Source organism: Labrys okinawensis (assembly GCF_002982075.1).
Lineage (GTDB): Bacteria > Pseudomonadota > Alphaproteobacteria > Rhizobiales > Labraceae > Labrys > Labrys okinawensis_A.
In genome coordinates this window covers 162,354-188,307 of record NZ_PUEJ01000007.1, presented here as the reverse complement: position 1 = coordinate 188,307, position 25,954 = coordinate 162,354, and the positions used below count along the sequence as shown (strand labels likewise).

General features: G+C 63.5%; 21 protein-coding genes. 11 read left to right on the top strand and 10 right to left on the bottom strand.

Going from position 1 to position 25,954, the window contains the following annotated elements; genetic code table 11:
* Positions 1 to 130 precede the first annotated feature (130 nt).
* Positions 131 to 2,260: a glycoside hydrolase family 3 N-terminal domain-containing protein gene (locus C5L14_RS19990; protein WP_105863825.1), complete on the top strand. Its 2,130-nt coding sequence runs from the start codon at positions 131 to 133 to the stop codon at positions 2,258 to 2,260.
* 364 nt (positions 2,261 to 2,624) lie between these two features.
* Entirely contained in the window at positions 2,625 to 3,026 is a 402-nt protein-coding gene (locus tag C5L14_RS19985) for a DoxX family protein (protein ID WP_105863950.1), read from the top strand.
* A gap of 11 nt (positions 3,027 to 3,037) precedes the next feature.
* Here the strand turns inward: C5L14_RS19985 and opgC are convergent, their stop codons facing one another.
* Positions 3,038 to 4,534, bottom strand: coding sequence for an OpgC domain-containing protein (opgC, locus tag C5L14_RS19980; protein WP_105863824.1), 1,497 nt, complete (start codon positions 4,532 to 4,534; stop codon positions 3,038 to 3,040).
* A gap of 413 nt (positions 4,535 to 4,947) precedes the next feature.
* Between opgC and C5L14_RS19975 the strand changes: the two genes are divergently transcribed.
* On the top strand, positions 4,948 to 6,027 hold the full coding sequence (locus C5L14_RS19975) for an alpha/beta hydrolase (RefSeq protein WP_245443444.1): 1,080 nt from the start codon (positions 4,948 to 4,950) through the stop codon (positions 6,025 to 6,027).
* 76 nt (positions 6,028 to 6,103) lie between these two features.
* Here C5L14_RS19975 and C5L14_RS19970 read toward each other — a convergent pair whose 3' ends face one another.
* Entirely contained in the window at positions 6,104 to 6,889 is a 786-nt protein-coding gene (locus tag C5L14_RS19970) for an SDR family NAD(P)-dependent oxidoreductase (protein ID WP_105863823.1), read from the bottom strand.
* A 452-nt stretch (positions 6,890 to 7,341) separates the two neighbouring features.
* Here C5L14_RS19970 and C5L14_RS19965 point away from each other — a divergent pair, with 452 nt between their 5' ends.
* The 5 genes from C5L14_RS19965 to C5L14_RS19945 all read left to right on the top strand — a co-directional run bounded on the left by C5L14_RS19965 (position 7,342) and on the right by C5L14_RS19945 (position 14,959).
* Complete coding sequence (locus C5L14_RS19965) at positions 7,342 to 8,466, top strand: efflux RND transporter periplasmic adaptor subunit (RefSeq protein ID WP_245443443.1); 1,125 nt, start codon at positions 7,342 to 7,344, stop codon at positions 8,464 to 8,466.
* Between the two features lies 1 nt (position 8,467).
* Positions 8,468 to 11,659 carry an efflux RND transporter permease subunit gene (locus tag C5L14_RS19960; protein WP_105863821.1) on the top strand — a complete coding sequence of 1,064 codons (3,192 nt, stop codon included), beginning with the start codon at positions 8,468 to 8,470 and terminating at the stop codon, positions 11,657 to 11,659.
* A gap of 297 nt (positions 11,660 to 11,956) precedes the next feature.
* Complete coding sequence (locus C5L14_RS19955) at positions 11,957 to 12,910, top strand: GNAT family N-acetyltransferase (RefSeq protein ID WP_245443442.1); 954 nt, start codon at positions 11,957 to 11,959, stop codon at positions 12,908 to 12,910.
* Positions 12,911 to 13,597: 687 nt separating this feature from the next.
* Positions 13,598 to 14,647, top strand: a complete 1,050-nt coding sequence (locus tag C5L14_RS19950; RefSeq protein ID WP_181161256.1) for a sulfotransferase family 2 domain-containing protein — start codon at positions 13,598 to 13,600, stop codon at positions 14,645 to 14,647.
* A gap of 102 nt (positions 14,648 to 14,749) precedes the next feature.
* Positions 14,750 to 14,959 (top strand): hypothetical protein, encoded by a 210-nt coding sequence (locus tag C5L14_RS19945; protein WP_105863819.1) that lies wholly within the window; start codon positions 14,750 to 14,752, stop codon positions 14,957 to 14,959.
* 107 nt (positions 14,960 to 15,066) lie between these two features.
* On the opposite strand, the gene C5L14_RS19940 is transcribed toward C5L14_RS19945, so the two are convergent.
* Positions 15,067 to 15,894 (bottom strand): AraC family transcriptional regulator, encoded by an 828-nt coding sequence (locus C5L14_RS19940; protein ID WP_105863818.1) that lies wholly within the window; start codon positions 15,892 to 15,894, stop codon positions 15,067 to 15,069.
* 196 nt (positions 15,895 to 16,090) lie between these two features.
* Here C5L14_RS19940 and C5L14_RS19935 point away from each other — a divergent pair, with 196 nt between their 5' ends.
* Both C5L14_RS19935 and C5L14_RS19930 read left to right on the top strand, forming a co-directional pair.
* Entirely contained in the window at positions 16,091 to 17,284 is a 1,194-nt protein-coding gene (locus tag C5L14_RS19935; RefSeq protein ID WP_105863947.1) for an FAD-dependent oxidoreductase, read from the top strand.
* 20 nt (positions 17,285 to 17,304) lie between these two features.
* Positions 17,305 to 17,739 (top strand): hypothetical protein, encoded by a 435-nt coding sequence (locus C5L14_RS19930; protein WP_105863817.1) that lies wholly within the window; start codon positions 17,305 to 17,307, stop codon positions 17,737 to 17,739.
* 82 nt (positions 17,740 to 17,821) lie between these two features.
* Here the strand turns inward: C5L14_RS19930 and C5L14_RS19925 are convergent, their stop codons facing one another.
* The gene (locus C5L14_RS19925) at positions 17,822 to 18,370 is read right to left on the bottom strand and encodes a chorismate mutase (protein WP_210203266.1); all 549 of its coding nucleotides are present in this window, start codon (positions 18,368 to 18,370) and stop codon (positions 17,822 to 17,824) included.
* 202 nt (positions 18,371 to 18,572) lie between these two features.
* Between C5L14_RS19925 and C5L14_RS19920 the strand changes: the two genes are divergently transcribed.
* Positions 18,573 to 19,976: an amidase family protein gene (locus C5L14_RS19920; RefSeq protein ID WP_105863816.1), complete on the top strand. Its 1,404-nt coding sequence runs from the start codon at positions 18,573 to 18,575 to the stop codon at positions 19,974 to 19,976.
* Between the two features lie 171 nt (positions 19,977 to 20,147).
* Here the strand turns inward: C5L14_RS19920 and C5L14_RS30840 are convergent, their stop codons facing one another.
* The 6 genes from C5L14_RS30840 to C5L14_RS19895 form a co-directional block, all read right to left on the bottom strand.
* Positions 20,148 to 20,282 (bottom strand): hypothetical protein, encoded by a 135-nt coding sequence (locus C5L14_RS30840; protein ID WP_280870591.1) that lies wholly within the window; start codon positions 20,280 to 20,282, stop codon positions 20,148 to 20,150.
* A 111-nt stretch (positions 20,283 to 20,393) separates the two neighbouring features.
* A complete protein-coding gene (locus C5L14_RS19915; RefSeq protein ID WP_105863945.1) occupies positions 20,394 to 21,038 on the bottom strand; it encodes a LuxR C-terminal-related transcriptional regulator in 645 nt (214 codons plus the stop codon).
* Between the two features lie 560 nt (positions 21,039 to 21,598).
* Positions 21,599 to 22,567 (bottom strand): 2-hydroxyacid dehydrogenase, encoded by a 969-nt coding sequence (locus C5L14_RS19910; protein ID WP_105863815.1) that lies wholly within the window; start codon positions 22,565 to 22,567, stop codon positions 21,599 to 21,601.
* Between the two features lie 193 nt (positions 22,568 to 22,760).
* Positions 22,761 to 23,657, bottom strand: a complete 897-nt coding sequence (sucD, locus tag C5L14_RS19905) for a succinate--CoA ligase subunit alpha (RefSeq protein ID WP_105863814.1) — start codon at positions 23,655 to 23,657, stop codon at positions 22,761 to 22,763.
* 12 nt (positions 23,658 to 23,669) lie between these two features.
* On the bottom strand, positions 23,670 to 24,854 hold the full coding sequence (locus C5L14_RS19900; protein WP_105863813.1) for a malate--CoA ligase subunit beta: 1,185 nt from the start codon (positions 24,852 to 24,854) through the stop codon (positions 23,670 to 23,672).
* A 13-nt stretch (positions 24,855 to 24,867) separates the two neighbouring features.
* On the bottom strand, positions 24,868 to 25,833 hold the full coding sequence (locus C5L14_RS19895; protein ID WP_105863812.1) for an HpcH/HpaI aldolase/citrate lyase family protein: 966 nt from the start codon (positions 25,831 to 25,833) through the stop codon (positions 24,868 to 24,870).
* Between the last annotated feature and the right edge of the window lie 121 nt (positions 25,834 to 25,954).

The following is a 25,954-nucleotide window of genomic DNA, read 5'->3' as shown; positions in this document are numbered from 1 at the left end:
GCTCTGACGATGCTAATCAAGGTGGGGGTTGAACAGAAGCGGCGAGGCGTTAAGCAGGGAAGAGAAGCTGATTTGCGCATCGGCCTGCCGGTCCGGCGATCGGCGACAATCTGCCGAACGAGGAGTTGTGATGAGCCGCATCGAGACCCTGCTGTCCAAGATGACGCTGCGAGAAAAACTCGGCCAACTCAATATGGTTGCCTCCGGCTATGCGGTGACCGGTCCCCTGCTCGGCGGGGATTCGCCGGACGCCATTCGTTCAGGCGATATCGGCAATCTGCTCAACATGGTCGGCGTCGATCACGTCAATGAGGTCCAGCGCATCGCCGTGGAGGAATCGCGCCTCGGCATTCCGCTGCTGCTCGGCTTCGACGTCATCCACGGCCACAAGACGGCCTTTCCGGTGCCGCTGGCGGAAGCCGCCATGTTCGACAGGGCCGCCTGGGCGCGCACGGCGCGCATCGCGGCGGTAGAGGCCTGGAACGACGGCCTCGCCTTGACATTCGCCCCGATGATCGATGTCTCCAGGGACCTGCGCTGGGGCCGCATCGTCGAAAGCGCCGGCGAGGATTCCTGGCTCAACGCCGAGATGGCGATCGCCAAGGTCAAGGGCTTCCAGGGCTCGGACCTCTCGGCCATCGGCTCGATCGCCGCCACCGCCAAGCATTTCTGCGCCTATGGCGCGCCGGTCGCCGGCCGCGAATATGCCTCGGTGGACGTTTCGGACCGGGCTCTGCACGAGATCTATCTGCCCCCTTTCGAGGCCGCCGTGAAAGCGGGGGTTGCCGCCATCATGCCCGCCTTCAACAGCCTGGCCGGCATGCCGATGACGGCGCATGAGCCGCTGCTCAAGGGTTGGCTGCGCGACAAGCTCGGCTTCGACGGCGTCATCATCAGCGACTACAATGCCGTGGCCGAGCTGATGAACCATGGCGTGGCCGGCAGCCTGGCCGAGGCCGCCGCCCTCTCCCTGCGGGCGGGCGTCGACATCGACATGGTCTCCAACGCCTATCGCAAGCATCTGCCGGAAGCGCTGTCAGCGGGCCTCATTACCATGGCGGAGATCGACGCCAGCGTGCGGCGTGTCCTCGCCCTCAAGGAACGGCTCGGCCTGTTCGACCAGCCCTATCGGCGCGGCACGGCGCCCCTGGCTGCCATGGCCGGCAACATCGACCATCACGAGGTCGCCCGCGACGCGGCCCGCAAATCCTGCGTCCTGCTCACCAACTACAACGACGCCCTGCCGCTCACGCGCACGGAGCGCATCGCCCTGATCGGCCCGCTGGCCGACGCCCAGGCCGACATGCGCGGCCCGTGGGGCGGCGCCTCGGTCGCCGAGGACAGCATCACCCTGCGCACCAGCCTCGGCAAGGTCGCCACCGTCGTGGCGCAGGCCGAGGGCGTGAAGATCAACTCGGACGACATGTCCGGCATCGCCACCGCGGTGGAAGCGGCGCGGGTTGCCGACACCGTAGTGCTCTGCCTGGGCGAGACGGCACCGATGAGCGGGGAAGCCGCCAGCCGCGCCCATCCGGAACTGCCGGGCAAGCAGCGCGAGCTCGCCGAGGCGATCCTGGCGCTCGGCAAGAAGGTGGTCGTCGTGCTCTTCGCCGGCCGGCCCCTCACCTTGCCCTGGCTCTTTCACAACGCCTCGGCCGTGCTGATGGCCTGGTGGCCCGGCGAACAGGCCGGCCCGGCCATCGGCGATCTCCTGATGGGGCAGGAATCGCCCTCCGGCCGCCTGCCGGTGAGCTGGCCCGACGCGGTCGGGCAGGCCCCGCTCTATTACGAGCAATACCCGACGGGCCGCCCCTTCAACCCGAACGACCATTACACCTCCAAATATATCGACGCCCCCAACGCGCCGGCTTTTCCTTTCGGGCATGGCCTCACCTATGGCGCCTTCGCCCTGTCCGGCCTGACGGTGAGCAAGACTGTGTTCGGCCCTGACGATACCATCGAGGTCAGCGCCACGGTGACCAATACCGGCAAGCGGACTGCCCAGGAGACCGTGTTCCTCTTCACGCATGATCTGGTGGCGAGCCTGTCCCGGCCCCTGCTGGAACTGAGGGGTTTTGCCAAGATCAGCCTCGATCCCGGCCAGAGCGGCACCGTCACCATTGCCTTGGCGGCGAGGGACCTGGCCTTCCCCGGCAGGGACCTGCAGCCAGTGCTGGAAGCGGGCGATTTCGAGATCAAGCTGGGCTCCAGCGCCAGGCGCAGCCAGCTCCTGAACACCCGGGTGACGCTCAAGCTGTGAGCGCCGTCGGTCTGCCGCCACTATCGCTTCGTCGCGGTCCTATACGGGCATGGGAGGCAGGCTGAGGCCTTGCTCGAAACTGAGGGGGCACCGTCAGGGGCGCGATCGAGCGCCGCCTTGGGTGCTCCGCGCGGCTGCCGTCGCGCGCCAGAAGGGGACGCCGGGCCAATCGCCATGACCGGATGCCCGACCCGCTTCCCTCAACGCCTGTCGCAGGTCGGCGCCGGCAGGTAGTCGGGCAGCGGCTCTTAACAACGGAAAAAGCGAGCGATCTTGCCGGAGCCCTGTCGGCTCCGCAGGCAGACGAACGTCCTTGTGGCAACGGGCGGACAGCCCCGCTCCCGCCAATACCGAGGACGAAGCCATGCCGAACGAAACCGCCTCCATCTCCAAGGGTGCCTACTGGACGGGCATCGTGCTCAGCACCCTGGTCGTCGCCTTTCTCATCTTCGACGGCGCCATCAAGCTGGTTCCCCTGCAGGTGGTGATCGACACCATGCAGGGCCTCGGCTATCCGCCCGAACATGCCCGCACAATCGGCGTGATCACCCTCGCCGCCACGGTGCTCTACGCCATTCCGCGCAGCTCGGTCCTGGGAGCGGTGTTGCTCACCGGCCTGCTTGGCGGCGCCATCGCCACCAATCTCAGGGCGGGCACGCCGATCTTCAGCCACCTCCTCTTCGGTGTCTATCTCGGCGTGCTGATGTGGGGCGGCCTCTATCTGCGGGATGGCAGGGTTCGAGCCATCCTGCCCTTGTTCCGCTGAGGGGGGCTGGTTCAGCCCCGCACCATGACCGGGCCGCCGGCTGCCTTCTCCGCCTCGCTGAACTTGGCGGCCGCACACAGGAAGGCGATGCCGCCGCAGACGAGGGCGATCTGGATCCACAGCGCGTCGTGGCCCGTCATCAGCACCACCTGGCCCGCTCCGGCCAGCAGCGAGAGCAGGAAGAACACCAGCAGGCTGTGGCGGCCGAGCATGATCAGAGGCTGCATCACCCGCAGCGAGGCGAGCTTGGGCGAGATGCCCAGCCCGTAGATGAAGCCCGCCATGCCCAGAAAGTGCACGAGGCGGCCGAGGCCAAGATTGGTCTTGTCGAGGTCGAGCCAGCCATAGACCGCCTCACGCACGCCGAAGGACAGGCCGAAGCCATTGGTGACCACGAAAGCACCCGCGAAGACGATCAGGCCGCCAAGGGCGAACAGCGGCTTGGAGATCGCCAGGCGCCCCTGCTGCAGCAGGAGGCCGACCGCGATGCCGATCGCCATCATGAACTGCCAGGTGAAGGGATTGAAGAACCAGCCCCCGGCAACCGGCCAGGACGGCAGGTTCCAGCCATAATAGCGGGCCAGGCCGTAAAGCAGCGCCGAGGCAGCGAGCATCACGCCGATATGCAGCCGCGCCAAATAGAACAGGGCCGGCACCAGGGCGATCAGGGCGATATAGAGCGGCAGGATGTTGAAATAGCCGATCTGATGGCCGAGCGAGAGCGTTCCGAGCAGGAAGGTGCCGGCGTCCTGGACGTAGAGGTCACGCCCATGGATCGCCATGAGATCGGGCATCCGCCAATGCAGCGCACCGGCAGCGAAAATGGCGATGCCGGCCAGCGTCATCAGCACATGGACGCCATAGAGCTTCACTGCCCGCTTGCCGAGCGCCAGGGAGACGTCGGCTTCCTTGCCGGCATTGAACTTGCGGCCATAGGCGAGCGCCATGGCGACGCCGGACATGAACACGAAGGCCTCGGCTGAATCGGACAGGCCGAAATTGCGCGAAGTGATCACCTCGAAGAGGTTACCGGGCATGTGATTGATGAAGATCGTGCACAGCACGAAGCCACGCCACATGTCGACGGAGACGGCGCGCTGATTGGGCTTCACCGCCGGGCTGGCAGCGACGGGCTTCGGCGGGTTCTGCCGGCGATCGGTGACATAGTCGATCAGCAGACGCACCGCTTCGCAGGCGCCGAAGATCAGGATTGCCGTGAGGGCGAACAGGGCCAGCGCCGGAAGCTGGGCGGGCGCCAGCCACAGCGTATAGAAGGGCTGGATGAACAGGAAAGTGACGATCGTGGCCGTCAGCAGGATGGCAAACAGGCCGATGCCAAAGCCGAACAGAACCTCTGCGAGCACGACCGCGGGCAGAAAGACAAAGTATGAATAGCTATGCCAGCCCAGATAGGACTGCAGAAAATAGCATGGCACGAACAAAAGCGCCGTAAGCAGATAGGGGCGCATCGGCCGTGCCAGCCGCAACAAGCTAAATTGATTATCCATAATACGCGCCTTCCACTTCCATCACTGCTGTCGCCGCGGCGCGCTTGGATTGCCACGACAGGATGCCAGCTCTTCGGCATCCCTCCTTCAGCACCTCGCTCGACTAAGTCCAGAAGCGATTCTTGGAGCCTGGCGACATAGTGGCGGCCTCATCCTGTACCGGGGATGAACGAAATTGCGGCCAAAAAGTTGCATGTCCTGTTGCATCATCGCCACGCTGTTCGACAAAACGACGCTCCGGCAGCGCAAAGGCTAGAAATTGTTTTTGTTTTCCTAATTTGCGACACAGCTTGTCGGCATAAGCGGCGGGTCAAACGGCCTCAGCGCGGCAACCATGCGATGGATGCGGGCAGCGATCGCCGGCTTTCGACGAATTCGCTTGTCGCACGGCACAATACGAGCTTGAAATGCGCATGGTCCGCACCGAACCCGCACGAATTTTTGCTGTTGCCCGCAGGACTGCGGCGCTTTGCCTCGGCCTCCTGGCCGGATTGACCATGCTTGCCGGCGCCAGCGCCAGCACGCTGGAAGAAATGTCGTTTCCGAGCAAGGCCTTGGGCCGGCCCTTGACCGTGTCGGTCTATCGTCCGGACCTGCCGGCGCCGGAAACCGGCTGGCCGGTGCTCTATCTCCTGCATGGCCGCGACGCCAATAATCGCGACTGGTCGTCGCTTGCCAGCATCAAGGTCACGCTCGACCGTCTGATCAAGAGCGGGCGCATCAACCCGATGATGGTGGTGATGCCCTCCGCCGGCAACAGCTGGTATGTCGATTCAGCCGATGTGAAGGGGCCGGGCAATTACGAAACCGCGCTCCTCAACGAACTGCCCACGGCCTTCGAGAAGCGCTTTGCTCCGCATTGCACGCGCAAATCCCGCGCCATCGCCGGCATTTCCATGGGCGGTTTCGGGGCGCTGCGCTTTGCCTTCAAGCGGCCGGACCGCTTTGTCGCGGTCGCCAGCCTGTCCGGCGCCATCTGGCAGAACATCCCCACTGCGCAGACCCAGACGGCATGGGAAGGCGCGAGCGGCAGCTATTTCAAGCGCATCGATCAGGCCACCGTGGTCGGAGGCCCCGACCTGCCGCCGGAGGGCGCCCATTTCGGCGGTGCCTTCGGCACGCCCTTCGATGCCCGGCGCTTCAACGACGCCAATGTGTTTACCCTGCTCGCCCGGCAGATCGAAGCCGGCAGCGAATTGCCGGCGATCTATCTCACCGTCGGCGACCATGACGGCCTCAATTTCTGGCGCGGGTCCATGGCCCTCTACGAGACGCTGATGGCCGACAAGATCAACATCGAATTCCGCGTCACCGACGGTGACCACACCTGGTCGCTGTGGCGCAAGACCATCGAGGATGCCCTCGAATTCGTGGATTCGAAATTCGCCCCCGCGACCGCTCCGCCGCTGGTGGCGGTGAGCCCCGCTATGCCGAGCGCCGCCAGCGGCGAACCGGCGCCCAAGATGGCTGGTGGCGAGACCGTGGTGAAATAAACCGGTCCAGGTCCCCGCCTCGCTCCTGCAGGGGACCGGCGCGCCGTTCGGGCGAATCCAGCGCGCCCGGAGAACCTTATTGCGGCAGCACGATGCCGAGCTTGGCCATCACGCCGCCGTCGATCTTGAAATCGCTGCCGGTGATGAAACGCGCCTTGTCGCTGGCCAGGAATGCGACGGCCTCGGCGATCTCCCAGGGCTGGCCGATGCGTCCGATCGGGTGGCCCTTGCCCCAGGCGGCGAGGGTGGCCTCCGCCGTCGAGTCGCCCTTGTAGAGATCGGCCGCCCAGCGCAGCATCGGCGTGTCGACCGAAGCGGGGCAGACGCTGTTGACGGTGATGTTCTCGCCGGCATGGTCGAGCGCCATCGCCCGCACCAGGGCATTGATGCCGCCCTTGCTGGCCGTATAGGCGGCAACGGATGTCTGCGACGCGAAAGCCTGAACCGAGGAAATCGCCACGATCGCGCCGCCGCCGCGCTTGCGCATTTCGGGAATGGCGTATTTGGCTGCCAGATAGATGCCCTTCAGATTGACGTCGAGCACGTCGTCCCACACCTCTTCCGGGGTCTCGACCACCGTGCCATAGCGCTGGATGCCGGCGCAGCACACCAGGATGTCGACGCCGCCGAAGGCACTCGCCGCCTCTGTCGCGGCCGCCTGCATGTCTGCCGCCTTGCGCACGTCACCCACCAGGCCGCGCGCCTGCGGGCCGAGGCCGGCGAGCGCGGTCTCGATGGAAGCCTTGTCGTTGGCCACGATCAGCACATCGGCGCCGCCCTGCGCAAAGCGTGTGGCGCAGGCCAGCCCCATGCCAAGGCTGCCGCCGGTCACGATCACGGCCTTGCCGGCAAAATCACTCATGACGTCCCCCTTGCGCCGGTGGGTCCTCAACGGGCCGACGCCTCATCTTTTCTTGCCGAGGTTCTGTAGAAAGATTCTGCGGCCCTGTCGCGTTTTTTGAAAGCCATGTTCGGGCTGGGGCAATATCGGCCCTGTTGCAAAAATGTCCCATTTGGGGCAGGAGCGACTCTGGCTTGCCGGTTTAAGCCGCCGAAGCCATTGATCTGCCACAATGGAGCTTCCAAAAGAGCAGCTCATTCTACTAAATTGTTTTTGTTTTTTATTTTGATCCAGTTTGTCTCGTGGCGCCGCATCACTGCGATGGGGATGCCAAGTGCCTCAGCGGCTGGCATCTTGCGACAGGGCGCGTGATGATAGCAGCATTTATACGGTCTTTTCTTTCTTCCAACCTCCGCGCCCGGCGTCGCCCGCTGCCGATGGTCGCCCTCGCGGCGTTGCTCGGTTCGACTGCGATGTCGCCCGTCCTCGTCTCGCCGGCAGCCGCCCAGATGCCCAATGCCGGCCCCCCGGCCGTAGGCTTCATCGTCGCCTCCAAGATGCCGATCACCCAGACGCAGCAATTCATCGGCCGCGTCGAGGCGATCAATCGGGTCAACATCGTGGCCCGCGTCACCGCCCAGCTCGAGGAAACCCCCTTTACCGAAGGGCGAGAGGTCAAGAAGGGCGAAGTGCTCTTCCGGCTGGAACAGCCGCCCTACCAGGCCGCCGTTGACGTCAACAAGGCGCTGATCGCCCAGTACGAAGCCCAGCTTCGCAATGCGAAGCTGACGACCGAGCGTGCCCAGGCCCTGCTCAAGACGCCTGCCGGCCAGCAGTCGACGGTCGACACTGCGATTGCCTCGCAACAAGCCCTCGAAGCCCAGATCCTGGGAGCGAATGCCCAGCTGCGCACCTCGCAGATCAACCTCGACTACACCACGATTACCTCGCCGATCGACGGCAAGATCGGACGCTATGCCGTCACGACCGGCAACATCGTCGGGCCGACCTCCGGAACGCTCGCCACCATCGTCAGCCAGGATCCGATGTATGTCACCTTCCCGGTGCCGTCGCCGCAATTCCTGGAGATGTCGAAATATTACGGCAGCCGCGGTGGTTTTGCCGCCGTGCGCATCAAGCTGAAGCTGCCCGATGGTTCGACCTATGAGCAGGATGGCAAGCTCAACTATGTCGATCCGTCGATCGCCAACGGCACCGACACGGTGACCCTGCGCGGTGAAATCGCCAACCCCACCGTCTCCGGCGCCACGCCCGGCGAGATCAACCGCCGGCCGCTGATCGACGGCGAATTCGTCACCGTGCTGCTGGAGGGCGTCGAGCCGATCCAGGTCCTCGGCATTCCGCGCGGTGCCGTGCTGACCGATCAGCAGGGCAGCTATGTCTATGTGATCGGCCAGGACAATGCGGTCGAGCAGCGTCGCGTCCAGCTCGGCCAGACCACACCGGCGACCGCCATGGTCTCGGCCGGCCTCAACGAAGGCGAGAAGGTGATCGTCGACGGGATCCAGAAAGTCCGTCCCGGCATCAAGGTCGCGCCCTCGCCGATCCCCGCCTCCAACAATGGGGCGGCCAAGTAAGATGTTTTCATCCGTCTTCATCGACCGGCCGCGCCTTGCCGTCGTCATCGCCATCGTCATCACGCTGGCGGGCGCCCTGGCGATGGGCTTCCTGCCCGTGGCCCAATATCCCGACCTGGTGCCGCCGCAGGTCCAGGTCAGCGCCAGCTATCCGGGTGCCTCGGCCGCCGTGGTCGAATCCTCCGTGGCCCAGCCGCTGGAAGCCCAGATCATCGGCGTCGACAAGATGCTGTACATGCAGTCGAACAGCGGCAATGACGGCAGCTACGGCCTCACCGTCTCCTTCGCTCTCGGCTCCGACCCCGATATCGACACGGTCAACGTCAACAACCGCGTGCAGGCGGCGCTCGCCAAGCTGCCGGATACGGTCAGAACCCAGGGCGTGACGGTGCAGAAGCGCTCGTCCTCGATCCTGCAATTCGTGCTGTTCTCGTCGGACGATCCCAAGCTCGATCCGCTGTTCATCACCAATTATCTGGCGATCAACGTGCTCGACCGGCTGTCCCGCACGCCCGGCGTCGGCCAGGCCAGCCTGTTCAGCAAGCAGAACTATTCCATGCGGATCTGGTTCGACACCCAGCGCATGACCAATCTCGGGCTCCAGCCCTCCGACATCGCCAGCGCCATCCAGGCCCAGAACGTGCAGGCGCCGGTCGGACGCATCGGCGCCCAGCCGGCCGCGTCGGACCAGCAATTGCAGCTCAACCTGCAGACGCAGGGTCGCCTGGCCACGCCCGAGCAGTTCGGCAATATCGTGGTGCGCGCCAATCCCGACGGCTCCGTGCTGCGCGTGCGCGACGTCGCTCGCGTCGAGATGGGCGCCCAGAATCTCGACCAGACCTCTCGCCTGAATGGCAAGCCCGCCGTCGCGGTCGCCATTTATCTGTCGCCCGGTGCCAACGCCGTCGCGACATCCAAGGAAATCCAGAAAACCCTCGCGGAAGTTCAGAAGAATTTCCCCAAGGGGCTGTCCTCCACCATCGTCTACGACACCTCGACCTTCGTCTCCGACACCATCGGCGAGGTGATCCGGACGCTGATCGAGGCCTTCATCCTGGTGGTGGTCGTCGTCTTCCTGTTCCTGGGCAGCCTGCGGGCCACCATCATCCCGGCCATTGCCGTGCCCGTCAGCCTGGTCGGCACCTTCGCCGTGATGCTGGCGCTCGGCTATTCGGCCAACACGGTGTCGCTGCTGGCGCTGGTGCTCGCCATCGGCATCGTCGTTGACGACGCCATCGTGGTGGTCGAGAACGTCGAACGCGTGATGGAGGAAGAGCCGGAACTGTCGCCGGTCGCCGCCACCAAGAAGGCGATGAGCCAGATTACCGCTCCGATCATCGCGATCACCCTGGTGCTGCTGTCGGTGTTCGTGCCGATCGCCTTCATCCCGGGCCTGACGGGCGAGCTCTTCCGCCAGTTCGCCGTGACCATCTCGGCCGCCATGCTGATCTCCGCCCTCAACGCCCTGACGCTGTCGCCCGCTCTGTGCGCCGTCTTCCTGCGTCACAGCAAGAAGCGCGGCATCATGGCCTGGGTGATGCGGCGGATCGACAATGTCCGCGACGGTTACGCCGCCGTGGTGACGAGGCTGGTGCGCGTCTCCGTGCTCAGCCTGGTTGCCGTCGCAGCCTTTGCCGCCGGTACCTATTATCTTGCCGGAAAGACGCCGACCGGCTTCGTGCCGGAGGAAGACCAGGGTGCCTTCTTCATCGTTCTGCAATTGCCGGACGGCGCCTCGGTCAACCGGACCACGGCCGTGGTGGAACAGGTCGAAGGCATCCTCAAGCAGATGCCGCAGATCCAGGACAATCTGGCGATCGTCGGCTTCTCGTTCCTCGACGGCGGTGCCCAGTCGAACAGCGCCTTCATGGTGGCGCGCCTGAAGCCGTTCGAAGACCGCAAGAAGGCGGCGGACTCGGCCCAGACGCTGATCGGCAGAGTGTTCGGCGCAACGCAGTCGATCAACACCGCGCAGGTGCTCGCGCTCAACGTGCCGCCGATCATCGGCCTGTCCACCACGGGCGGCTTCCAGTACATGCTGGAGAATCTGGAGGGCGCCGAGCCGGCAACCATGGCAGGCGTCGCGCAGGGGCTGATCGCGGCCGCGAACCAGGATCCGAAATTGTCGCGCGTGTTCACCACCTTCAGCGCGAACAATCCCTCGATCTTCCTCGATATCGATCGCGACAAGGCCCAGGCCCTGGGACTGCAGATGTCGGACGTGTTCGCCACCCTGCAGGCGACACTGGGCTCGGCCTACATCAACGACTTCAACCTCTATGGCCGGACTTGGCAGGTCAACATCCAGGGCGAGATCGGCGATCGCAACGATACCGAGGCGTTGTGGAAGATCTATATCCGCAACAACAAGAACGAGATGGTGCCGCTGCGCTCCATCACCTCGATTTCGACCCAGCTCGGGCCGCAGACGATCGCGCGCTACAACAATTATCGCGCGGTGAGCATCAACGGTTCGCCCAAGCCCGGCATCTCCTCGGGCGATGCCATGACTGCGATGGCCGATGTCTCGGCCAAGACCCTGCCGCCTGGCTATGGCTTCGAATGGACCGGCACCTCCTATCAGGAAAGCCAGGCCTCCGGCCAGACGGGCATCATTTTGGGCCTTGCCGTGCTGTTCGCCTTTCTGTTCCTGGTGGCGCTCTATGAGAGCTGGGTGATTCCGATCCCCGTGCTGCTGTCCGTGGTGGTGGCGGTCTTCACCTCCTTCCTCGGCATCCTGTTCGTCCCGCAGTTCCTGGCCTGGGTCGGCTCGATAACGGGCATGCCGATCGCTACGCTCTCCCTCGACGTCTACGCCCAGATCGGTCTGGTGGTGCTGATCGCACTCGCCGCCAAGAACGGCATTCTGATCGTCGAGTTCGCCAAGGAGCAGCGCGAGGCCGGCCTGCCGATCCGGGATGCCGCCATTCTCGGCGCCAAGATGCGGTTCCGCGCGGTGATGATGACATCGATCGCCTTCATCCTCGGCCTGGTGCCGCTGGTGATCGCCACCGGCGCCGCCATGGTCAGCCGCCGCGCCGTCGGCACGGCCGTGTTCGCCGGCATGGTGGGCGCCTCCGTTCTCGGCATCTTCCTGATTCCGATGCTCTATGTCTTCTTCCAGGGCTTGCGCGAATGGGTGAAACAGCGCTTCGGCGGCAAGGCCCATCCGGGAGACACCGCGGCCCATTAAGCCAGCCTCCTTCCGTAGCGTAGAAGTCCCCCGCCGCGGCAACGTGGCGGGGTTTTTTATGTTCGATCCGGCAGTGGAAAGAGGTATATGCTACCTCCTTGCAGGATGGAGTTAGTACTTTTGATTTAATTAAATATTCTTAATGTGCAAAAAGGGATAGCAAGGCCGGAATTATTGTTAGAAAATGCGCCTGACTTCCAAGTCACAGCCTTGACCATCAACTGAAACATTCTGTAAACGATCCGGTGAGACATGATTATTCAATAATTATTTCAATCATACTGGATCATCTGCAGCGTGTTGGAAAAACCGACGTCAGACATCGTTGTCGACCCGTTGATCCCCACCGTCTTCCATGAGGAGTGGTGGCTGGACGCGGCCACGCAAGGGAAAGTCGAGTTCGTGGAGCATGAGGAGGGAGGGCGCACCGTCGGACGCTTGCCCTATGTCCTGGAATCGCGCCTTGGCCTGCAGAGCGCCAACATGCCGCCGATGACGCATTTCCTCGGCCCCGGTATCGTCGAACCCCAGGGATCGAAACCCAACCGCTTCCTGAAGACGCAGGGGATCATCCGCGAGCTCCTGCGCAAGCTGCCGGCAATCGCCTCCTTCCGCCAGAAAATGCATGCGGGCATTTCAGATGCACTCGCTTTCCAAGCCGAGAATTACGAGGTCTCGGTGCAGTTCACCTTCGAGATCCAGCCAGCAGAACAGCAACAGCTCTGGCGCGGCATGCGCGACAAGACGCGCAATGTGATCCGCCGGGCCGAGGAGCATCATCTCGTCTCGCAGGACATGGATCCGGAAGAATTCTTCGGCTTCGCCAGCGCCAATCTGGAAGCGCGAAACGAGAGCGCCAATGTCGATTTTGCGGCTTGCCGAGCGGTCACGGCGGCCAGTCTGGAACGCAAACGCGGCCACTTCCTGGTGGCCCGGCATGGCGGCGTGGCCAAGGCCGCCATCTTCTGCGCCTGGGACAGCCAAGCCTATTATTACCTGATGTCGACCCGCGCGGCCGACAGCGCCAACGGCGCCATTCCTCTCCTGCTCTGGCATGCCATCCAGAAGGCGGTTGCGCGGGGCCTGACCTTCGACTTCGACGGCGTGGTCAATTCAGGCTCGATGCTGCTTTTCTCCGGCTTCGGCGGCGCGGCGAGCCCGCGTTACATCGTCTCCAAATCGACGCCGCTCTATCGCACCCTGCGCGAGATCCGCCGGTTCAACCCCGAAGTCTACAACCCTTTCTGCTGACCGGCGCCTGCAATGCCCACCGCGCCGGTTCCGAAGGCCGCGACATGACAGCCGGCGGGAGCTGATGCGGGACGTGCAGTCGCAAAGACGTCACGGCACCTGGTGAAAAGGCCGACCGCACCGGTATCAGGCAATCGGGTGGCGGGGGCCCGCAAAAGAAAACGGAGGAACGAGCCTGCAACTCCATTCCTCCGGTCCTGAATTCATCAACGTCGAGTTCTCACAGGTGAAATCTACTCTTGGATGCTACGTGAAGCACCGCCCGGCAGAAGAACACCCACAACCTCCGCAACGCATTCGCTAGCCTTGGCGCCCCTGCTAGCTTGGGTAAGATCTTACGGCAGGGCGCCCATAAGTCCACCCGTCAAAAATGCCGGGGTCTTTCAGGGAACATTCGCCTCGGGCATGCTTGGGCCCAAATTTTCGCATGAGTTCAATGGGATAGCCTTTGAGGCAATCCCGTCCCGACGAGACTCAGCTCCATCAGCTGCGCCACCTGTCTTCGTTACCATTAACGGACGGCGGCGGCACGCACAGCCAGATTGCAAGCATAGCATTCCAATTCAACGGGAAAGGCTGCGCGTTTCTTCATTTCTCCTTTGCACAACGTGAACAAACATGTAGGAAATATGTCCAAAATAGGGCTTTCCCAAACTGAGTTGGCCAAACACGATCCAGATGGAAACAATGACGGATAATTCTGCAATTGCGTATATCGATACGGAATTCAAAAACCCGCTGCGCGATAGAATTACCCAAATAGAAGGGTGGGTGTCATCGCACCGGCCCATCGATTCACTTTCGGTTTTCGTCAATCGGCAGAAGCTTGGTTATGTCGAGACCTGCGAGCGGCCCGACGTTCCCGCCGCGACCAATCGGCCGCATGCGCTCGGATGGAATGTCTATTTCGAGCCACGCAAACACCTGATCGGCGAGCTCGGCACCATCCTGATCGAGGTTGCTGTCAACGGCATCGTGGTCCAGCGCCGCTATCACCGTTACGATCCGCGCGCGCGTTCGACGCGGCCCGCCGTCTATTTCATGCACATTCCCAAGACGGCGGGAACCAGCACCCGGCGAGCCCTGCAAAGCGATCCGGATATCAATCTGCTACAGGTCTATCATGAGTATCCCTGCCTGCATGAAGATCAAATCGCGACCTTCAGCAATCAGGCCCTCGACGATGTAGACATCGTATTCGGTCACTATATGTATGGCCTTCATAAGCATTCCGGCAGGGACTACAAATATATCTCCATTGTGAGAGACCCCGTCGACCATGCCATTTCATGTTACCTCTACATGAAATATGTCGTCAAGGATACGAGGATCACTGCCCGTTCATCGATATTCGACGCGTTCGACAATGTGGATGACGTGACATTCGATAATTACAGCACACGATACCTGGCCGGATATGCTGACCAGCAGAAAGTCGGCCCGGCCCAGTTCGAGAAGGCGCTGAAGAACGTCGACAGCGAATTTGCCTATATCGGCACGGTCGAAAACTACAGGCAAAGCCTGGAAGCAATCAGCTTCTATCTCGGCAAGGAACTGCCGCATCGTGTCGACAATGTCACGCCGGTATCGAACGAGATGGCGGCGCTCGACAGAAACGAGGTCGCCGAGCGCCTCCGCCCCCGGCTGAGCTATGATTTGAAGCTCTATGAGGCGATATGCCAGAGGTTTCCGGGCGACTATTTCTTCGCTACGCGCGCGCAATCCCAGGCCGGATAGGCCAATCATGAGCGGCGGCCACGCTGTTGGCGCCGACCGACTTGACGGCCCCGGGCGTCCAGTTCAGGTTCACCGGCACGTCGTGAAAGTGAGGGACTGTCCATGCGCGCGAAACTGATTCTGGCCACGATGGCCGCCAGCCTGGCAATCGGACTGAGTGCCTGCGCGACGGAACGCGGCATTCCCTACAGCGCCACCGATTGCGCCCGCGCCGGTCGCCTGCCCAAGCACTGGACGCCAAGTGCCGGCAATTGGTGTCAGCACTTCAAGCCGAGGTGGCAGTCGGACCGCCATTGGCGCCAGCCGGCCTGAAACCCGGTCGCTTCCGTCGGAGAGCTAAAATCGCCCGGTACGGCTTCCTGAGGCCGTGCCGGCACGTTTTCTCGATCGCACATTCCATCCGCCTTTCTTGAAATGTCCTAGCCGCTCTTCTCGAAATCCCGCGGTCCGCGTCCCGAGAAATAGCGCGCCGGCGATTCGCCGAAGGCACGCCGGAACATCGCAATGAAATTGCTGGGAGAGGCATAGTTCAGCGCGTCAGCGATAGCGGCGACCGGCTCCCCGCCAGCAAGCATTTCGAGGGCATGGGTCAGTCGGACCTGCTGGCGCCACGCTGCGAAACTGAGGCCGGTTTCGGCCTGCATCAGCCGGCGCAGCGTCCGCGCAGAGACCGCCCCCAACGACGCCCATTGCTCCAATGTGCGGGTGCTGCCCGGCTCACTCAGGACAGCCCGAGCGATACGCGCCAGCCGCGGGTCGGATGGCATGGGCAGATGGAGCGGCTCGTGCGGCGCGCGTGCAATCTCATCGAGCAGAACCTGCATGATGCGCTGCTGCTCCGGGAACAGCGATGGCTGCATCGTCCAGGAAACAGCGCGCCGAACCAGCGCTCGCATCAACTCGCTGATGCCGAAGACGCAGGGTAGACCCGGCAATTGCCGGGCCTCCTCAGGGGCCACGACGACGCTCCAACCGCTGGTGGCACCGCTGACACTGGCCCAATGATGCTCCCCCGGCGGTATCCACCCGGCACGATGAGGCGGCAGCAGCCATGACCCGTGCGACGTGCGGACATGGACGAGCCCACTCTCGACGCAAAAGACCTGGCCGCGCACGTGGCTGTGCCAATCATATTCACGGGTACCCAGACGATATCGGCTTTCCGGCTCCTCGCCACCCCATATCGCAACCAGCGGCGGCCCGTCCGACCGCTCTATGAAGTCCATGCCCTGAAGATCAGGCACCATCTTGGCCACTTCTCACTATTGTTTGGCCAGATGTCGTTATCAGGATTTCACGCGCCGCTCTAGCCTTGGTCACCTTCACGCAGGAGCGTCTTCCGGCCGAGCGAAATCGCCATGAACCGCAAAGACGCATCGAAACAGGAATGAGGGCAGGTACGCGGTCATGGTCGCGGGCGCCCTGCCTCGGAACAGGCTTTGCATGACCCGTCAGCCCCTTCATGTCGTTATCATCGGTGCAGGGCTGGGCGGCCTCTGCCTAGCCCAGGGACTGAGACAACAGGGCATCTCGTTTGATGTCTATGAAAGGGACGAGGCGGCGGACAGCAGGACGCAGGGCTACAGGATCAGAATCGACGCGACGGGCCAGCAGGCGCTGGCAGCCTGCCTGACACCCGAATTGAACCAGCTTTTTCGCCAGACCTGTGCCGTCTCCCACTCGGATGGACGTTTTCTCGATACCCAACTCGGGCGGGTCGAAGGTCGACCTTCTGGCAACTGGCGCCCCTCGGCGGTGGGCGCAGACCCATCAGGCGATGGCGATCTCAGCGCCAACCGTCTCACCCTTCGGGAAATTCTCCTGTGCGGCATCGAGGACCGCGTCCACTTCGGCAAGGCCTTTCGCCGCTTCGACGCACGAAATGAGGGCGTGGTTACAATAGGATTCGAAGATGGCACGGCGTGCGAAGCCGACATCCTCGTCGCCGCCGACGGCGTGAATTCCACCGTACGTCGCCAGTGCTTGCCGCTGCTGGCACCGAAGGAGACCGGTGCCGTTTGCATCTACGGCAAATCCCTTCCCCCCTCCGACGGTCAGGTTGCCGACACGCTCTTGGACGGTACGTCGGTGATCTTCGCCGATGACTTCGCGGTGATCGTCGATGCCATGACCTTTCGCTTCCCGCTGGCTGCGGCGGGGCTCACGCCTATCGCGGATTATCTCTACTGGGCCGTCATTGGCCGGCGGACGAGCCTGGGACTGGACGAGGCGGCCTTGCGCGAGGCGGATGGGGAGGCACTGGCGGCTCGGGTCCAGTACCTCGCCCGTTCTTGGACCGGTGGCTTGCGTGCCCTGTTTGCCGAGGCTGACCGATCGACCATCGCTGCGCTCGCGATACGCAGTGCCGACGCCCTGCCTGCGTGGACGCCAAGCTGCGTGACCATGCTGGGAGACGCGATCCACGCGATGAGCCCGGCCGGTGGCGTCGGTGCCAACACGGCGCTCGATGATGCGGCGCATCTCGCCACCTGGCTGAGCATGGCCGCTATCGGCAAGTCGACACTTGCGACAGCGATTGCCGCCTATGAAGACGATCTGCGCCGGCGGGCCAATAGGGCGATCGCGGCCTCCCTGCAGGGTGCACACCGCCTTTTCGGCGAAGGCGCCGCCATCTGACTACGAACCGAGGATCGCCTATGCCATTCGACCACCAAGCCTTCATCGTCCACGACGTTTCCGGCTTTCCGATCATTCGGTCCCGGCCCGAGGCCATCGTCCCGGGCTATGCCGGGCGCTGGATGCGCGAGATGGAGGCACTCCTTGCGCAAGACCAGCCCTTCGTCGTGGTCTTTCCCGCCGGCCATGCGGAAGAAACTCATGAGGATCGCAAGCGCAGGGGTATCTGGCTCAAGGCGAACAAGCAGGTTCTCGGCAGGCTCTGCCTGTCCCTGATCGCCATCGAGCCCGATCGCCTGAAGCGCGTAGCGCTTCGAGCCCAGACCGCGATGGCCACCAAGGCCTTCGGGATCGCCATGGAAATCGCCGCCTCTTCCGAGGAAGCCACGGCCCTCGCCGCGCGGCTGATCGCGACTGGACGGGAAGCCGGGCGAGCCGCCAGCTCCGCGCTATGACGGAGGTAGCAACACCTCCTCTCGGCCGGTGCAACCCATCCTGCCATGATCCGAGGACCCGCTACGCGCAGCCCCTTAGGCCCTACTTCGCCAGCCTTATCGCCAGCAAGGCACTGAACAATTGCTGCTTGTCCGATTCCTTCAGATTGGGCTCGTGAACCACCTTGAAGAAGCTGGAGCGCTCATCCGAGGTGAACCGTCCGCTCTTGAGGTCCCGCGCGAGTTGCTCCAGAATCTCCTTGCTCAACCGCGCGATGTCCTGCCTCACCTTGTCGAGCGGGCGCGGCTGCCACCCTGTCTCCGGCTGCGCAAGCCAATCGGCGAGATAGCGATATTCGACGGCCTTCGCAGCCTTGATCTGGGCGATGATGAAGGGCTCCACCGTGGTGGGGTCCAGCCCCAGTTTCTCGGCCTCTGACTTGGCGCTGTCCAGAACCTTGGCTTCCTGAACCGGATCTTCTATCGGCAGGTGATTCTGCGCCTTATACCCCGCGACATCCTTCATGTAGGACAGACGATGGCTGACCTTTTCCGCCAAGGGAGTAATCCCTGCGGCAAAAGAGCTCGTCTGCGCTGCCAGGATCAGGCTCACAAACAGCAAAGGCAACAGCCACGCCATGGCCTGTTTCAATCCGATACGCGACATGTTCAACCCAAGATCCTCATTGGTGATTGAAACCGATCATCCGAATTATGCTGCGGCCTATTCCACGATCGTGAAAGCGAATTCGCCCTCCATCGAAGCGAGATGCCGTGATCCTTCTTGCTCCAAGGGTATCGAGCCGACACTATTTGTACTTTCATGCCATGATCGAGGGAATCGGAAAACCGCGATGAACGAACTCTGGCGCTTGGACGCGACGAAAATCGCCGCTCTCGTCAAATCCAGGCAGGTATCTGCACATGATGTGGCAACAGCCGCACTCGAGAGGCTATCTGCCGTCAATCCATCGATCAATGCCGTGGTCGACATACGGCCTGAGGACGTCCTGGCGCAGGCGGGCCGGATCGACGCGGCCATTGCCCACGGGGAAGAAGCCGGAACGCTCGCCGGGGTCCCCGTTACCGTCAAGGTCAATGTGGACCAGAGGGGATATGCCACCACCAACGGCGTGACATTGCAGAAGGATCTGCTGGCGGCGGACAATAGCCCCGTCGTCGACAGCTTGCTCGAGGCCGGGGCGATGCTGCTGGGCCGGACCAACACGCCTGCTTTTTCCTATCGCTGGTTCACCAACAATCGCCTGCACGGCCATACGAAGAACCCCCATGACCCCAGGCTGACGCCGGGCGGATCGTCAGGCGGCGCGGCCGCGGCGGTCGCGAGCGGCATCGGTTCTCTCGCGCATGGCACGGATATCGCCGGCTCGATCCGCTATCCCGCCTATGCCTGCGGCATCCACGGACTGCGCCCCTCCCCCGGGCGGGTGGCGGCCTATAACGCCTCGTCTCCCGAGCGGGATATTGTCGGCCAGATCACGGCGGTATCCGGGCCCTTGGCCCGCTCGATCGACGATCTCAGGGTCGCGCTAAAGGCGCTGTCGCGCCGGGACGCGCGCGATCCGTGGTGGACGCCGGCGCCGCTGACGGGGCCGGAAGTTGCAAGGCGGGCCGCTCTTTGCCTCGATCCGGGCAAGATCGGCACCTGCGAGCCGATCCGCGCCAAATTGCGCGATGCCGCCCGGCATCTGGAGGCCGCCGGCTGGATCGTCGAGGAGGTCGGGGATCTGCCGCCGCTACGCGAAGCGGCCGAACTGCAGACCCGGCTCTGGATCGGCGAGGGCTACGAGGCCAAGCTTGCCGCCGCCGAGAAGGAAGGCGATCCGGGCGCGCTCGCCGTTTTACGGGGCCACCAGGCGCTTGGCCGCTCCACCACCCCCGCCTCCTATTCCCAGGCGCTGACCCGGCGTGCCACCCTGATCCGGCAATGGCAGCTCTTCATGGAGACCTATCCGGTGGTATTGCTGCCGGTGTCGGCCGATCTGCCGTTCGAGGACGATCTGGACCTCGAGGGTCAGGCGGCATTCGAACGGGTCTGGGAGGCTCAGATCCCGCAGATCGGGGTGCCGTTCCTCGGTTTGCCCGGGCTCTCGGTCTTTACCGGATTGACCGGGCGAAGCCCGACTGGGGTTCAATTGCTTGCGCCGCGCTTTCGCGAAGACCTGTGCCTTGCGGCAGGCGCAGTCATCGAAGCCGCCTTCGGACCGCCATCGGTGGTGGATCCCGCCGGCAACTGACGCTTGCCGGTCCTGCATCGGGGCTTTGCCCGAATGCACCGCTCCCAAGCGCCTTCAGCAGGTGAAGGAGACCCCGGAAGGGCTTTCGATGATCGCTCCGTGCAGTCGTTTGGCGCCCGCAGTCGAGGCGTTTTCTAAACGAAAAGCCTCTCAGCCTTTCTGGAAACCGCTTTAGCGGCGCTGAAGCTCGCGACACTGGCGCAGGCATTCCATCCAGTCCGGTCCGATGACGAAGCGAACGATGCCCGCCCCCGCCACGAGCCCGGCAAGGGGTAGAACCAGAAAGGGCCAAAGTTCGATGGTCATCGCGTTACTCTCCTCACACGCGCGGCCTTCTGCCCTCTCCTCATGACAGGCCGATGACTGCAGACTTGGCAATCGCAGGCGCGCCTGTGGGCCCAAAACTTCCGCCCCGTGTCAGGAATTGGCCTGAGGGCCCCGGCTCTTTTCGGTAGCGTAGAGGGCAACCGCCATCGCCCGGTTGCGCACCTCCAGCTTGTCGTAGAGATTCTTGAGGTGATATTTGACCGTGTTTTCCGAGATTCCGGTGCGGGCGGCGATCTGCAGATTGGTCCAGCCATCCGCGAGCACGGCAAGCAATTCACGCTCGCGGGTGGTGAGGCGTGACAGCGGCGTGTCGTTGATCTTGGACACGTCCAGATAGGGGATGCAGATCCGGCCATGGGCGACCGCCACCAGCGTGTCGAACAGGATGGCGGGATCGTCGAACTGATAGCAATAGCCTTGAACGCCCAGGCGCACGCATTGCTTGAGAATGGCAATGTCATGATCGTTCGAGAAGATGACGATGCGTGCGTGCAGGCTGCGCTGGCGCAGTTCCTCCAACACTTCGGCGCCGTTCATGTCGGAGAGTTTCCAGCCCAGAACGGCCAGGTCGAAGTTCGGCTCGGCTACCGCCGTCAGGAAAGCCTCGCCGGACTGCACACTGGCGACCAGCTCGAAGCGGGCGTCATTCTTGATCATCTCGCCGAGGGCCGCCACCACCAGCGGGTTGCGCTCGGCGATCAGCACCCTGAACCGGCCTTCCGGAGCTCCCCGCATCCTATCGACCTCGATGCCCTGACGCTGGCTTTTCCCCTCGGCGTTCATATGTCCCCCGATTTGCGGCGCGCGCCACCCCTGATCCGACGTCTTCTGTTTTGGGCCTTCTGTGTTTCGGGGCGTTCCAAGCCGCGACGACAATTCAGTGCCTGCCTCACGCAATATTCATATCGTGAAACATTTTTTCATTCCAGTGCCTATATGCCGCTGACAAGCACGTTTCATTTCTCCCCTGCGCAGTGAATCAATCTTTGTCCGCAAATCGCAACATAGTTTGTCCTTAGGCGACGAAACCCCGCTCCGAACCTCCGCTGCACAGGAACGGCCCTGCCCGGCCAAAGCACGGATATTTGGGGGCCGGTGATCGGATGCGGACCTGGACGGCCGAACGGGCATTAAATGACATATGAAGCGGGGGAACCGCAGACATTGATCTGGTTGCGGCCGCGCCTTGCCGTGGTCGCCGGCATGAGAACGCCCGGCGCTCAGTAGGCTGGGCGGTCACTCTCGGACGTTGTCAGCCGCATCGCAGTTGGCGATCCGGCAGTCCGCCAAACGCTTCATGCCACCTTGTCGGGCACTGCTCGCCCCTCGAAGAAGGCAGTGAGGTTGTCGACAGCCCGCATGCCCATGGCCACGCGGGTTTCTTCCGTGGCGCTGCCGAGATGCGGCAGCAGGACCACATTCTCCAGACGCAGGAGCGCGGCAGGCACAGCCGGTTCCCCATCATAAACATCGAGGCCGGCGCCTGCGATCTGCCCGCTCTCGAGCGCGGCGATCAGCGCTTCCTGGTCGACCACGTCACCACGCGCTGTGTTGATCAGGAAGGCACCCGGTTTCATCGCCCGCAGCCGGGCCGCATTGATCAGGTGCCGGTTCTCCGCGCCGCCCGGACAATGCAGGGAGACGAAATCCGCCTCGGCCAGCATCTCTTCGACGCTTGCCAGCTGCCGTGCCCCCATGGCTCTGACCGTCTCGTCGTCGACTTTCGAGCGGTTGTAGAAGACGACCTTCATATCGAAGCCGAAATGAGCGCGCTTGGCCGTTGCCTTGCCGATCCGGCCCATGCCGATGATACCGATGGTCTTGCCGCTCACCTTGGAGCCGATCATATGGGTAGGGCACCAGCCCGTCCAAGCGCCGGCGCGCAATTGACGCTCTCCCTCCCCTGCCCGGCGCGCCGCCGCGAGCAGCAGTGCGAGGGCGATATCGGCAGTACAGTCGGTGAGCACACCAGGGGTATTGGTCACGGTCATGCCGCGGGCGCGTGCCGCATCGATGTCGATATGGCTGAAGCCGACGCCGAAATTGGCCAGGAGCCTGGTTCGCACATCCTTGTCGGGAAAAACCGAGGCAGGCAGCTTATCGCTGACCGTCGGCAGCACGGCATCGAATTGCCGGAACGCGTCGCTCAACTGTGACGGGGCCAGCGGCGTATCATCCTGGTTGAACGTCGTATCGAACCTGTCGGCCAGGACCCGCTCGACCGAGGCGGGCCACCGCCGCGTTACCAGTATCCGAGGTGTCATCGCACTTCCCCCATCAGGGCTGCTGAAATCCGACGCGGTGGACCGGATCGCACTCGTTATTGAGCCGGCAAAAGCAATGGTCGAAGACCGGCTTCGCCCACCCGCCATGGCCCGAAGGCCGCCATCGAACGATGTCCCGCAGGAGGCGCGCACATGGCCGAGTCGGCGATGGTCGCGCTCCCTGTCGGCCCGCTCAGGCCGCCTTCCTGCTCTCCAGCACGCCGGCGACCGTCGGCCCGAAGGCTGCCGGCGTCGGCACGATGGTCACGCCGGCATCGCGGAGGATCTCGACCTTTTCCTGCGCCGACTCACCGAAGGCGGAGATGATGGCGCCGGCATGGCCCATGCGCTTACCCTTTGGCGCCGACAGGCCGGCGATGTAGGCGATCAGCGGCTTGCGCATGTGATGCTTGGCCCATTCGGCGGCTTCGGCTTCCTGCGGCCCGCCGATCTCGCCGATCATCACCACGGCATCGGTATCCGGATCTTCCTCGAACAGTTTGAGGATATCCTTGAAGGACGAGCCGTTGATCGGGTCGCCGCCGATGCCGACGCTGGTGGAGACGCCGATGCCGAGGGCCTTCATCTGCGAGGCCGCCTCATAGCCGAGCGTACCCGAGCGGCCGACGATGCCGACCCGGCCCGGCAGATAGATGTTGCCGGGCATGATGCCCATCAGCGCCTGGCCGGGCGTGATCACGCCGGCGCAGTTGGGGCCGATCAGGCGCATGCGTTCTTCATAGCGGAAGCGCCGCATATAGCGCTTCACCCGCATCATGTCCTGGGAGGGAATGCCGTCGGTGATGCAGACGCAGAATTTGAGGCCGGCATCGGCGGCTTCCATGATGGAATCGGCCGCAAAGGGCGGCGGTACGAACACGATCGAGGCTTCGGCGCCCGTCTCCCTGACGGCACCCTTCACCGTGTTGAAGACCGGAATGCCATTATGCTCCTGCCCGCCCTTGCCGGGGGTGACGCCGCCGACGACATTGGTGCCGTAGCGCTTCATGTCCTGGGCGTGGAAGGAGCCGATCTTGCCGGTCAGGCCCTGGACGATGACGCGCGTCTTGCGGTTCAACAGAACTGCCATTTCGCTTCCCCCTCAATGCTTCTTGGATTTGGAAAAGGCGCGCATCGCCTCGACCGATTTTTCGGCCGCTTCGGCCAGCGTGTCGGCTACGATCACCTTCTCGCCGGATTCGGCGAGGATACGCCGCCCCTCTTCGACATTGGTGCCGGCCAGGCGCACCACCAGGGGCACGTTCACGCCGACCTCGCGCATCGCCTTGACCACGCCCTCGGCCACCCAGTCGCAGCGATTGATACCGGCGAAGATGTTGACCAGGATGGTCTCGACATTCTTGTCGGCGAGCACGGCGCGGAACGCCTTGGCGACACGCTCGGGCGAGGCACCGCCGCCGATGTCGAGAAAGTTCGCCGGCTCACCGCCGGCGATCTTGATCATGTCCATCGTTGCCATGGCCAGGCCCGCACCGTTGATGATGCAGCCGATATTGCCGTCGAGCCCGACATAGGACAGACCGCGATCGGAGGCGAAGGTCTCGCGCGGGTCTTCCTGCGACTTGTCGCGCAGTTCCGAAATCTCGGCGCGGCGGAACAGCGCATTCTCGTCGAAGGACATTTTGGCGTCGAGGGCGATCAGGTTGCCGTCGCGGGTGACGACCAGCGGGTTGATTTCCAGCATCGAGGCGTCGTAGTCGCGGAAGACGCGGTAGCAGCCGAGCAGCGTGTCGACCGCCTTGCCGATCAGATTGTTTTCGAGCCCCAGGCCGAAGGCGATCTCGCGGGCCTGGAACTGCTGCATGCCCGCGCCGGGATCGACGATGGCGCGAATGATGGAATCGGGCTGCTTTTCGGCGATTTCCTCGATCTCCATGCCGCCGGAGGCCGACGCCACGATCATCACGCGCTCGGATTTGCGATCGAGCACGATGCCGAGATAGAGTTCCTGGCGGATGTCGACGGTTTCCTCGACATAGAGGCGCGAAACCAGCTTGCCCTTGGGCCCGGTCTGGTGCGTCACCAGCTTGCGCCCGAGCATGGCCTCCGCCGCCTCCGACACCTCGCTGTCGGACTTGCAGATGCGGATGCCGCCGGCCTTGCCGCGGGCACCCGAATGGATCTGGGCCTTGACCACCCATTTGTCGCCGCCGATCTCGCTGGCGCGATAGGTCGCCTGCTCGGGGCTGTAGGCAAGTCCGCCGCGCGGAATCTGCACCGAATAGCGCGAGAGCAGTTCCTTGGCCTGGTATTCATGGATATCCATGTCTGTAACCTCGTCAGTTGGGCAGGCCGGGGCGCGGCTGGGTCGACTGTTGGATGGCGTCATGCATGACCAGGACGTTGCGGGCCATGCGTTCGGACGCGGCATCGATCATCTTGCCGTCGAGGGCTGCGGCACCCTTGCCCTGCTCCTCGGCTTCCCGGAGCATCTCGATGATGCGGCGGGCGCGGTTCACTTCCTTTTCAGGCGGCGAGAACACCTCATTGGCGAGCGCGATCTGCGTGGGGTGGATCGCCCATTTGCCTTCGATGCCCAGTGCGGCGGCACGCCTGGCTGCCGCGATATAGGCCTCGGGATCCGAGAAATCGCCGAAGGGACCGTCGATGGCGCGCAGCCCATAGGCCCGGCAGGCCACCGTCATGCGCGACAGGGCCGCATGCCATTGGTCGCCGGGATAATCGGGGTTGAGGCCACCGATCGAGACGGTGCGTGCCTTGCAGCTCGCCGCATAGTCGGCGACCCCGAAATGCAGCGCCTCGAGCCGGCCGCCATAGGCGGCGATCGCCTCGACATTGGCCATGCCGAGCGCGGTCTCGATCAGCCCCTCCAGGCCGACGCGAGTCTTGAAGCCCTTGGCGGTCTCGATCTGGTTGACCATGGCCTCGACCATATAGAGATCCGCGGGCACGCCGACCTTGGGCACCAGGATGGTGTCGAGCCGGTCGCCTGCCTGCTCCATCACGTCGACGACGTCACGGTACATGTAGTGCGTGTCGAGGCCGTTGATGCGTACCGAAATGGTCTTGCCGCGGGCACGCCAGTCGATCTGGTTGAGGGCCTCGATGATGTTCTTGCGAGCCCGCTCCTTGTCGGGCGGCGCCACGGCATCCTCGATATCCAGGAAGATATAGTCGGCCGCACCGTCGGCGGCCTTGCTGATCATGTCCGGATTGGAGCCCGGTACGGCGAGTTCGCTGCGCTGCAGGCGCAGTTTCCGCAGATGATGGATGGTATGGCTCATTCTAGAGTCCCTTGAGATGGCGGCGACCTCTTTGCCCTCCCCTCGATGGAGAGGGTCGGCCTGAAAGTCCGGGGTGGGGTGGACGAACTCAGTCCCTGACAAAAGGAACGACCCCTCCCCA

Excerpts from the sequence above, each read along its gene's own strand:
- C5L14_RS19915 (WP_105863945.1), bottom strand. The coding sequence starts at position 21,038 with ATGCGGGGAGCTCCGGAAGGCCGGTTCAGGGTGCTGATCGCCGAGCGC.
- C5L14_RS19900 (WP_105863813.1), bottom strand. The coding sequence starts at position 24,854 with ATGGATATCCATGAATACCAGGCCAAGGAACTGCTCTCGCGCTATTCG.
- sucD (WP_105863814.1), bottom strand. The coding sequence starts at position 23,657 with ATGGCAGTTCTGTTGAACCGCAAGACGCGCGTCATCGTCCAGGGCCTG.
- C5L14_RS19935 (WP_105863947.1), top strand. The coding sequence starts at position 16,091 with ATGACCCGTCAGCCCCTTCATGTCGTTATCATCGGTGCAGGGCTGGGC.
- C5L14_RS19910 (WP_105863815.1), bottom strand. The coding sequence starts at position 22,567 with ATGACACCTCGGATACTGGTAACGCGGCGGTGGCCCGCCTCGGTCGAG.
- C5L14_RS19945 (WP_105863819.1), top strand. The coding sequence starts at position 14,750 with ATGCGCGCGAAACTGATTCTGGCCACGATGGCCGCCAGCCTGGCAATC.
- C5L14_RS19950 (WP_181161256.1), top strand. The coding sequence starts at position 13,598 with ATGACGGATAATTCTGCAATTGCGTATATCGATACGGAATTCAAAAAC.
- C5L14_RS19970 (WP_105863823.1), bottom strand. The coding sequence starts at position 6,889 with ATGAGTGATTTTGCCGGCAAGGCCGTGATCGTGACCGGCGGCAGCCTT.
- opgC (WP_105863824.1), bottom strand. The coding sequence starts at position 4,534 with ATGGATAATCAATTTAGCTTGTTGCGGCTGGCACGGCCGATGCGCCCC.
- C5L14_RS19990 (WP_105863825.1), top strand. The coding sequence starts at position 131 with ATGAGCCGCATCGAGACCCTGCTGTCCAAGATGACGCTGCGAGAAAAA.
- C5L14_RS19920 (WP_105863816.1), top strand. The coding sequence starts at position 18,573 with ATGAACGAACTCTGGCGCTTGGACGCGACGAAAATCGCCGCTCTCGTC.
- C5L14_RS19985 (WP_105863950.1), top strand. The coding sequence starts at position 2,625 with ATGCCGAACGAAACCGCCTCCATCTCCAAGGGTGCCTACTGGACGGGC.
- C5L14_RS19895 (WP_105863812.1), bottom strand. The coding sequence starts at position 25,833 with ATGAGCCATACCATCCATCATCTGCGGAAACTGCGCCTGCAGCGCAGC.
- C5L14_RS19965 (WP_245443443.1), top strand. The coding sequence starts at position 7,342 with ATGTCGCCCGTCCTCGTCTCGCCGGCAGCCGCCCAGATGCCCAATGCC.
- C5L14_RS30840 (WP_280870591.1), bottom strand. The coding sequence starts at position 20,282 with ATGACCATCGAACTTTGGCCCTTTCTGGTTCTACCCCTTGCCGGGCTC.
- C5L14_RS19940 (WP_105863818.1), bottom strand. The coding sequence starts at position 15,894 with ATGGTGCCTGATCTTCAGGGCATGGACTTCATAGAGCGGTCGGACGGG.
- C5L14_RS19930 (WP_105863817.1), top strand. The coding sequence starts at position 17,305 with ATGCCATTCGACCACCAAGCCTTCATCGTCCACGACGTTTCCGGCTTT.
- C5L14_RS19960 (WP_105863821.1), top strand. The coding sequence starts at position 8,468 with ATGTTTTCATCCGTCTTCATCGACCGGCCGCGCCTTGCCGTCGTCATC.
- C5L14_RS19975 (WP_245443444.1), top strand. The coding sequence starts at position 4,948 with ATGGTCCGCACCGAACCCGCACGAATTTTTGCTGTTGCCCGCAGGACT.